The sequence below is a fragment of the Mycobacterium parascrofulaceum ATCC BAA-614 genome (assembly GCF_000164135.1).
In the GTDB taxonomy this organism is placed as follows: domain Bacteria; phylum Actinomycetota; class Actinomycetes; order Mycobacteriales; family Mycobacteriaceae; genus Mycobacterium; species Mycobacterium parascrofulaceum.
Genome location: NZ_GG770555.1, coordinates 760,475 through 768,785, shown reverse-complemented (window position 1 = coordinate 768,785; position 8,311 = coordinate 760,475). Strand labels below are relative to the sequence as shown.

At 69.5% G+C, this 8,311-nt stretch carries 8 protein-coding genes; 1 reads left to right on the top strand and 7 read right to left on the bottom strand.

The annotated features are described in order from the left end of the window. The 3 genes from mhpA to HMPREF0591_RS19070 all read right to left on the bottom strand — a co-directional run. Positions 1 to 1,327, bottom strand: a 1,327-nt coding sequence (gene mhpA / locus HMPREF0591_RS19080; protein WP_007170288.1) for a bifunctional 3-(3-hydroxy-phenyl)propionate/3-hydroxycinnamic acid hydroxylase MhpA, incomplete at its 3' end; no start/stop codon positions are given. Beyond that, positions 1,324 to 2,274 carry a fumarylacetoacetate hydrolase family protein gene (locus HMPREF0591_RS19075; protein WP_007170287.1) on the bottom strand — a complete coding sequence of 317 codons (951 nt, stop codon included), beginning with the start codon at positions 2,272 to 2,274 and terminating at the stop codon, positions 1,324 to 1,326. The genes HMPREF0591_RS19075 and mhpA, both read right to left, overlap by 4 nt. Beyond that, positions 2,271 to 3,401, bottom strand: a complete 1,131-nt coding sequence (locus HMPREF0591_RS19070) for a VOC family protein (RefSeq protein WP_007170286.1) — start codon at positions 3,399 to 3,401, stop codon at positions 2,271 to 2,273. Before HMPREF0591_RS19070 ends, HMPREF0591_RS19075 begins: the two co-directional genes overlap by 4 nt. Positions 3,402 to 3,498: 97 nt before the next feature. Between HMPREF0591_RS19070 and HMPREF0591_RS19065 the strand changes: the two genes are divergently transcribed. Then, positions 3,499 to 4,143, top strand: a complete 645-nt coding sequence (locus HMPREF0591_RS19065) for a TetR/AcrR family transcriptional regulator (RefSeq protein ID WP_007170285.1) — start codon at positions 3,499 to 3,501, stop codon at positions 4,141 to 4,143. Here HMPREF0591_RS19065 and HMPREF0591_RS19060 read toward each other — a convergent pair. The 4 genes from HMPREF0591_RS19060 to HMPREF0591_RS19045 all read right to left on the bottom strand — a co-directional run bounded on the left by HMPREF0591_RS19060 (position 4,140) and on the right by HMPREF0591_RS19045 (position 8,218). Next, the gene (locus HMPREF0591_RS19060; protein WP_007170284.1) at positions 4,140 to 4,982 is read right to left on the bottom strand and encodes a pyridoxamine 5'-phosphate oxidase family protein; all 843 of its coding nucleotides are present in this window, start codon (positions 4,980 to 4,982) and stop codon (positions 4,140 to 4,142) included. The genes HMPREF0591_RS19065 and HMPREF0591_RS19060 overlap by 4 nt on opposite strands. A gap of 70 nt (positions 4,983 to 5,052) precedes the next feature. Further along, entirely contained in the window at positions 5,053 to 5,526 is a 474-nt protein-coding gene (locus HMPREF0591_RS19055) for a type II toxin-antitoxin system Phd/YefM family antitoxin (RefSeq protein ID WP_040623118.1), read from the bottom strand. A gap of 20 nt (positions 5,527 to 5,546) precedes the next feature. Continuing rightward, on the bottom strand, positions 5,547 to 7,103 hold the full coding sequence (locus HMPREF0591_RS19050) for a virulence factor Mce family protein (RefSeq protein WP_007170282.1): 1,557 nt from the start codon (positions 7,101 to 7,103) through the stop codon (positions 5,547 to 5,549). Next, positions 7,097 to 8,218: a virulence factor Mce family protein gene (locus HMPREF0591_RS19045; RefSeq protein WP_425270222.1), complete on the bottom strand. Its 1,122-nt coding sequence runs from the start codon at positions 8,216 to 8,218 to the stop codon at positions 7,097 to 7,099. The genes HMPREF0591_RS19050 and HMPREF0591_RS19045 overlap by 7 nt, the downstream gene beginning before the upstream one ends. Positions 8,219 to 8,311 lie beyond the last annotated feature (93 nt).

Here is an 8,311-nt window from a genome sequence, read left to right as displayed (position 1 = left end):
CCGGGCGAGCGGCGCTGACCAACGCGAAGCCGGGGCCGAGCACGTCGTCCAGCCGGCGACCGTCGCGCAGCGCCGGGTTGGGGCAGAGGGTCCCGGCGAGGCGGCCCGGCCGCCGCACCGATCGGTACACCAGCGCAGAACGGCGCAACGCCGGCGTCCTGGAGTCGACGACCTTGTCGCGCAGGCCGGGGACGAGCCGCAGCCGCGGCAACACCGCGCGGCGGGCCGCATCGCCCAGGCGGCCGCCGCCGGTCATCGCCCAACCGACGCCGAGCGCCAGCCGGATCATGGAACGGGCATGCGGTTTACGTTCCCGCTCATAGGTTTCGAGGACGCCCGGCGCCAGGGTGCCGTGGTGGACACCGGCGATCTTCCATGCCAGGTTGGCCGCGTCGCGCAGTCCCGCCCCCATGCCCTGCCCGATGAACGGGGGAGTGAGGTGGGCCGCGTCGCCCAGCAGGAAGACGTTCCCGCGGCGCCAGCGGTCGGCGATCTGCGCGCGGAATGTGTACTCGGTGACCCGTAACAGGGTCAGCTCGCCGACGGGTACCGTGCGGGTCCACGGCTCGATCAACGGAAGCAACCGGTCCATGGTGTCGAAGTCGTTCGCCGCTTCGCCGGCCAGCAATTGGAACTCCCACCGGTAGCGGGCCGGCCCGATGCGCATGTAGGTCCCGGCGCGGTCCGGGTCACACACCTGGTGCACGCCGTCCCACTGGCCCAGGTCGGCCTCGCTCGCGACGTCCACCACCAGCCAGCGCTGCTGAAAGTTCAAGTCCCGCATGGTCGAGCCGATCGCGGCCCGCACTACGCTGTTGGCGCCGTCGCAGCCCAGTAGGTAGTCGGCGTCGACCCGATGAACGCGGCCGTCGGAGCGGTCGGTGAAGGTGACCCGGATCGAGGTGTCGCTCGCCGCGACGTCGGTGACTTCGGCGTTCCCGCGCAGTCGGGCAGCGGGGTGGCGCTCGAGGTTGGCGCGCAGCAGGGCCTCCAGCTCCGGCTGGTCGAACATGTTGGCCTGGGGGAAGCCGTGCACGCTGCGCTCCGGGTCGCGGTCGAACTCGGCGAGCGTGCGAAGTCGGTTGTCCACCAATCGCAATCCCAGTGTGGGTCGGGACAGCGCGGCGAACTCGCCCGCGATGCCGAGGCGGGCGATGACGCGATAGATCTCGTCGTCAAGGTGCACGGCGCGCGGTTGGGGGTACACGCCGGGCCAGCGGTCGAGGACCAAACAGTCCACCCCGTTCTGCGCCAGCAGCGTGGCGGCGGTGACGCCGGTCGGTCCGGCGCCGACGATCACGACGGGAAACCGCTGAGTGTCCGTCACGCGAATCGGACCGCGGTGCGCTGCGTTCCGAGATCGATGGCCCCGTCGTCGGTGGCCACCGACGCCTCGACGACGTCACCGTCGTGCAAGTAGTTCCGGTTGGCTGCCTGGCGCGAGAAGAACATCTTCCACTTCATCGCGGGCGGCAGCAGGTTTCCGATGAACTGCACGGGCTTCGGCGGGGCGCTCAACGCGGTGCCGGCCGGGGTGCCGGTGAGCACCAGGTCACCCGGGGCGAGTTCCTGGAACTGGGTGAGCGACTGCAGCGCCTCCAGGGGCCGGTACAGCATGTCGCCCTCGACCAGGGCGTTCTGGCGCTCTTGGCCGTTGACGCTCAGGCGCAGCCGCAGATCGCCGAAGCGCTTGAATTCGTCGGTGGTGAGCAGCACCAGTTCGGGGCCGACCGGGGTGAAGGTCGGGTACGACTTGGCCTCGTAGAACTGGGTTTGCGGGAGTTGGACGTCGCGCGCGGAGACGTCGTTGGTGACGACCAGTGCGGCGACGAAGTCGCCGAGGTTGGCGTCGGAGATGTCGGTCCCGACCGGAATGGCACGGCCGATCACCAGGCCGATCTCCACCTCGTAGTCGAGCAGCTTGACGTGCTGAGGTTTGACGATGTCGTCGAAGGGGCCGGAGATGGACGCCGACGCCTTGCGGAAGAAGGTGAGCGGGGTCGACGCGGGATCCATGCCCGCGTCCCTGACGTGCGACTCGTAGTTGGTCATCTGGGCGATGACCCGGCACGGGCGGGTCACCGGCGAGACCGGTTCGAGGGTGTCGACAGCGACGGTAGCGGCACCCGCGGCCGCACTCTCGATGGCGGCCCGGTCGGCCAGCAGCGCGCCGGTGCTGGTGGCGTCGGTGTCGATCCTGACCGCACCCTGGGCGGTTTTGAGCCACCAGCCGTAGCCGGTTTCGGAGACGGTGTGCAACACGGAAAGGGTCATGAGGTGGGAACTTTCAGTAGGCCGACCATGCGGTTGACATCGAACTCGTTGTGCGCGCGCAGCGCGGTGATCATCGAAACCAGTTCGCGGGGAGCCGATCTCGCGTCGGTTCCGAGGAAGTCCCTGGTGGCCGGCGGCCCCCATTGAGCCAATCCGGACGCGGTGAAGGGCGCCCAGCCCGGCTCCAGGCTGTTGTCGAACAGGTCGCCGTCGGTGAAGTGCTCGAACAGGTAGCCGTCGGGATCGCGCCAGTAGTCGAAGATCTGGCTGCCCTGGATGTGTCGGCCGATTCCCCAGGACCGGGTATAGCCCCGCGCGCTGAGGTATTCGCCGCCGGCAGCCAGGGCGTCGAGGTCGCTGACCTGATAGGCCGAGTGGACGTAGCGGTTGGCCGGCCCGAGTGCCATCGCCAGCGTGTGATGGTCGGCCGGTGTCGATCCGCGGTCGCACCGGATGAAGCTCATCGTCGGCCCCCGGTCACGCTGGTCGGGGAAGTACAGGAAATCGCTGACGATCATGCCGAGGTTGTCCAGGTACCAGTCCAACGTCTCGAGGTACTTGGTCGACTGCACCACCAGGTGTCCCAGGCGCTGCACCCGCGCGGGCACCCGGGGCGGACGCTGACCGGCGTTGGTGCGCCGGACGTCTCGCCCGAAGTTGAAGGTGTGGGGCGGTTGGCCCGGCAGCTCCGGCAGCTCGTGCACGCCGGCGACCACTCTTACCGGCATGCCGCTCGGGTCGGACAACTCGACCGCCAGGCCGCCGATGGTCTCCGGCAGCGGCCGCGCGGTGGTGCCGGCGTTGGCCGCCAGCCGGTGCACGTCCGCCTCGTCGAAGGCCCGAAAGGCCGCACCGGTGAACCGGTTTCGCCGCCCGCGACGCACGATCACGCAGGGCCCACCCGCCTGAGTGCCGCGCAACTGCAGCTCGTCGGCGCTGTGCCGCGATGCGTGGAAGCCGAACGCCCGCGCGAAGGCCTCGGCCCGCGCCAGGTCCGGCCGCTCGAACTCCAGCCACGCGATGTCGGCGACTTTGATCACCGGGTTGCGCGACCGGCCTGGATGCTCGCCGCGCCGCGCACCCTGCTCGCTGTGCGCGCGCCGGCCGGCGCTTTCCGTCAGATCCATGGACACACTCCCAACTAACTGACGAAATCGTCACATACGAGAGAACGTTCAGTCAAGGACCTGACGAAATCCTCATCACTGAGGCATACTGCTGGGGATGAACGCGATGGTGGAGCCCGCCAACCGGCTCGAGCGCCGCAAGCGGCGCACCCGGGCGGCGCTGGTACAGGCGGCGCAACGGCTGATCGCCGAGGGCAAGGTCAACGTGCCGGTCCTGGAAATCACCCAGGCCGCCGATGTCGGCATGGGGTCCTTCTACAACCATTTCGACAGCAAGGAGCAGCTGTTCGAGGCCGCGGTCGCCGACGTGCTCGACGCCTACGGGGCGCTGCTCGACCGGCTCACCGAGTCCATCGAGGACCCGGCCGAGACGTTCGCCACCAGTTTCCGGCTGACCGGCCGGCTGTTTCGCCGCCGGCCGCAGGAGAGCCGGATCCTGTTGGCCAACGGGCTGGAGCTGTTGTCGTCGGAACGGGGTTTGGCGCCGCGCGCCCTGCGCGACATCAAAGCCGGCGTGGCGGCCGGGCGGTTCACGATCGACGATCCCGAACTGGCCCTGGCCATGGCCGGCGGCGCGCTGCTGGGACTCGGCAACCTGCTGCGAGACGACCCCGATCGCGACGATGCGCACGCCGCCGACGTCGCCACCGAGAAGGTCCTCGGCCTGTTCGGGCTGGATGCCGCCGAGGCGCACGCGATTTGCCGGCGCCCGCTGCCCGACGGCGGATTCCTCGACGGCTAGCGCGCGACGCCACCAACGGAGAATGCGACGTTTCGGCCCACGCCGCCGTCGTCACCGGCCGCGCCCGGCGTGGTCCACCGCACGCGCGCGGTGCCGGTGAGGTGCAGCGCGGCGCCGGTACCGAAGTCGATGAACAACAGGGCGGCCTCGTCGTCGACGGCCAGGTTGCCGTAGCTGTTGAACATGTTGTTGCCCGGGAAATCCGGCCACCACAGCCGGGTCGGGGAGCCGACACGGACGAATCCGGGCGGGCCGCCGCGGTGGGAGGCATCGCTACCGCGGGTGGGGTGGCTCGTGCCCAGGAAGAACGTGTCGGAGCCCGCAATCAGTGCTTGGTCGGCCGGGTCCAGCAGCGTTGCGCGCCGCGGTGGCACGGGCGCGGCCAGCCCGGCCGCGTCGATCGCGTGCCGGTGAATGTACTTGGGGCAGTTGCCGTATGACTGGTCGACGCGCACGGTCAGGCCCCCGCCGTCGGCGTCGACGAGTTCGCCGTTGACCCGCAGCCTGCGCCGCGCGGCCAAGTCGATGGCGATGAGTCCGACCTGTTGCCCGCCGGGGATCTCGTGCAGCGGATCGCCGGCCCGGGGCACTGCCGACACGCGCAGGAGACCCTCGTCGCCGCGGAGGAACCCCGGTGGTCCCGCCAGCGGCGAGATCCACAGGACGCCGTCGTGGTCGCGTCCGGTCAGCGCGGCGAACCGCTGTGACGCGAGGAACGCCACGGCGCCCGCGGACAAACCCGACGCACCGAGCATGCCCTCGAGCCGCCTGGCCTCGGCTTCGACGCCGGCTCGACGCTGCACTGCGGTCTCGCCCTCGTGGAAGCCCGTCGCGGTCATACCAGCCGTAACGATGGCGGCACGGCAAAGCTTCCGCGCGCCGCGCCGGAGATCGGCAGCAGGGGCCGTTCTAGGCGACCGACACGATGCGGGCGACCAGCTTGCCGCCGCGGATGACCTCGATCGTCTGCCCCGCGGCAACCTCGTCGAAGTAGCGTCCCGCGCGCTTTCGCAGCTCGTCGAGCTCGATTCCGCCCCTCGGGTCGGCCGGAACCGGCGCCCGCTCCGCCTCACCGGCGGGCACGATCTGGGCCAGTAATCGGCCGCCGCGAACGACGCTGACCGTCTCCCCGGCAGCAACCCGGTCGAAGCACCGTCCGGCGCGGGTTCGCAATTCGTCGAGCCCGACCCACCCACCGGCGTCGGTCGCCGCCGGTTCGACGGAGCGCGCGGGGATCGGAGCGACCCTGAAGTCACCCACCGGCACGATCCGTGCCACCAGCTTGCCGCGACGAACGACGTCGATGCTCTCCCCGGCGGCGACCCGCTCGAGGTAGGTGCACGCGTTGCTCCGAAGCTGGCCTAAGCCAATCGCTTTCCGCATTTCGCTCCGCTCTCTTTCGTTCATCGGCCGGCCGGCGGCGCCAGCATGTCCTTCCAGCCGTCGTCACCCGTTTTGCTCGAGTTCTCGACCGCGTATCTGGCGCCGTCGGGCCCCACCAGTTCGCCGCTCTGGGGAAGGTAAACGGCCGGGGGCGGACCGCCGGGCGTGTAGACGCACGGGTTCGGTTGTTGCCCATTGCATTCGACGCTGCCCGATCCCGGCCGCTGCAGTGGATCGCTGATCGGCGGCGGGGTGCCCGCCACCCGGTCGGACGGGGCCGGGTTGAGGCCGTTGTCGACCGACGGAGCGGGCATCACCAGGCCCGGCTTCACGGGCTGGTCGCAGCGCGCCGCGGGCGCGGGGCAGGTGACGATCTGATTGGGGTCGCCGTACCACGGGTTGGTGCCCAGCGGAACGTACGGTTTGGAGTCGCGGCACTCCCGCGGCGTGGCGGCGCGCTTACCGGGGACATCGACACACGGCAGGTTCCGCGCGCCGCGCACGGCGTTGGCGGGGGTGTCCTGCGGGATCTTGCAATAGGTTCCCGACGGCATCGGGGCGAGGCTGGTGTCCGCGGGAGACCGCCACTGGGCCGCCGGCAGGAACCCGGTCAGGCACGGCGGGGGCTGGTTGATCGTGAGCGAGGTGCCCAGCGACGCGTAGCCCGGGAAGGCCGACGTCACCGTCTGGCCCTCGGAAGCGCCCTGCGGGTAGGCGACCAGCAGTTGCTCGACGCCCTTGTGGTAGCGCTTGAGCATGTCCAGCACGATCGCGAGATTCGCCAGTGTCTGCGGCAGCGATTCACGGACGTCGCCGAACACCTCGTTGACCTGGTCCGCGGTCGGCGCTGCCTGGGTCAGGATGCTTTGCACGTGCTGGTCGTTCTCCGCGCTCTGGGCGGCCAGCACGTTGAGGTTGTGCGACCAGCGTTCGATCGAGTCACCGGAGTCGACCTGGCTGTCGAGGAGCGGCCCGGAGTTCTGGATGATGTCGTTGACGTCGGCGATGTTGGTCTTGAAGTCGCCTGCGATCGCCTGCGTCGCATCGACCAGTCGTTGTAGGGCGGGGCCCAATCCGCCTACCGCTTGGGCTGTTTCGTCGAGCAGCGAGGCGATCTTGTCCTTGGGCAGCACGGCCAGCCCGCGGTTCGCCGCGTCGAGCGCCGGACCGATTTCGGTGGGTATGGTGCCCTTGGTGATGGTCTGACCGGGCGAGAAGTATTGGCGCGGGTTACCCACCGACACCAGGTCCAGATACTGCTCACCGACCGCCGACACCGAATGCACGTTCGCGGACGCGTCGATCGGGATCTTGTAGCGGTCGCCGATGCTCATGGTCACCCGCGCGCCCGTGGCGGTGGGCTCGACATCGGTGACGGTGCCGATGGTTTCGCCGCGATAGGTGACGTTGGAGGTCTTGTACAGCCCGCCCGACGCGGGCAGTTCGGCCTTCAGCGTGTACTGGCCGATCCCCATTGCGGTGGGTATCTGCAAGTAGTACCACCCCAGCGCAACCGCGGTGATCGCCGTGAGGACGGCGAACATGACCAGCTGGCGCTTGATGAAGCGGGTCAGCATTGCCGGTCCGCCCGTTCGACCAGCGGGCCGCCCGGGGCGTCGTTGGGGTTCGGCGTGTACCGGACGTCGGGGATCATCGTCTCGGGGTCGCGGCCCCACGATTGCTCGAGCGCGCGCAGCGCCCCGGAGAACCCGGTCCCGGTAAGGACCGCGTTGTCGACGGCGCTCATGGTCAGGTCGAGCGTCAGCGACAGGTTGAAGTAGTCGCCGCGGAATGCCTTGGGCACCGCGTCGATGTCGAACGGCCGGACGAGGATCAGCTTGAGTGCGCGAATCAGATACGGTGCCGCGCGGCCGATTTCACGCAGGGGGCACTGCAGCGACGCCAAGTCCTGGTGCAGGTCGCCCCGTGAGGCCGACAGGTATTGGTCGGCGACTCCGCTGAGCCGTCCCGTCGCGTCGACCGCGTTGATCAGAAGGTTTTGTTTGTCGGCGAAATGCTTGAGCAGTGGCGGGAATTCGGTGAGGACCCGATCCAACACGTCGGAGCGGGGACCCACGTACGCCAGCAGCCGGTTGGTGGAATCGATGGCCCGGGTGATGTCGGCGCGTTGCTCGTCGAGCCGCGCGGTGAAGGTATCCAGCTTGCCGAGGAACGCCCGGATCTGGTCGGCCCGGCCGTTCACGATGTTGTAGACCTCGTTCTGCAGGACTTCGAGGTTCGGGATGCCGCCTCCGCGCAGCACGATGGCGAGGCTCGCCAGCGTCTGCTCCGTCGTGGGATACGTGGACGCATTTTTCAGCGGGATGGTGTCGCCGTCCCGCAGCGGCTCCGGGGACGGGTTGGGCGGTGCGGCCAGCTCCACGTGTTGTGAGCCCAGCAGGCTGGTCTGGCCGATCTTGGCCGTCGCGTTCCTGGGCAACTTCACGTCCTTGCCCAGGCGCAGCGTCAGCGTCGCAACCCAGTTCTTCAGTTGGATCGCGCGCACCGTGCCGACGAAGACATCGGCTACCCGCACCCGGCTGTTGTCGTTGAGGGCCAGCGTGTCGGGCATCTGCACGTAGACGGTGTAGGAACCCGGCCCGGAGCCCGGGCCGCCGGGCATCGGCACGTTCGCGATTCCGTGCCACTTCGCGCACGAGGTCAGCACGGCCGCGGCGCTCAACACGGCCACCCCCTTGACGGCCCCGCGCCGGGTGCGGGAACCGAACGCGCGCAGCCTGTTTGCGGCCGCAGTGCGCCGCGCGGCCGTCACGATCCCGCCCCC

Excerpts from the sequence above, each read along its gene's own strand:
- HMPREF0591_RS19075 (WP_007170287.1), bottom strand. The coding sequence starts at position 2,274 with ATGACCCTTTCCGTGTTGCACACCGTCTCCGAAACCGGCTACGGCTGG.
- HMPREF0591_RS19070 (WP_007170286.1), bottom strand. The coding sequence starts at position 3,401 with ATGGATCTGACGGAAAGCGCCGGCCGGCGCGCGCACAGCGAGCAGGGT.
- HMPREF0591_RS19065 (WP_007170285.1), top strand. The coding sequence starts at position 3,499 with ATGAACGCGATGGTGGAGCCCGCCAACCGGCTCGAGCGCCGCAAGCGG.
- HMPREF0591_RS19060 (WP_007170284.1), bottom strand. The coding sequence starts at position 4,982 with ATGACCGCGACGGGCTTCCACGAGGGCGAGACCGCAGTGCAGCGTCGA.
- HMPREF0591_RS19055 (WP_040623118.1), bottom strand. The coding sequence starts at position 5,526 with ATGCGGAAAGCGATTGGCTTAGGCCAGCTTCGGAGCAACGCGTGCACC.
- HMPREF0591_RS19050 (WP_007170282.1), bottom strand. The coding sequence starts at position 7,103 with ATGCTGACCCGCTTCATCAAGCGCCAGCTGGTCATGTTCGCCGTCCTC.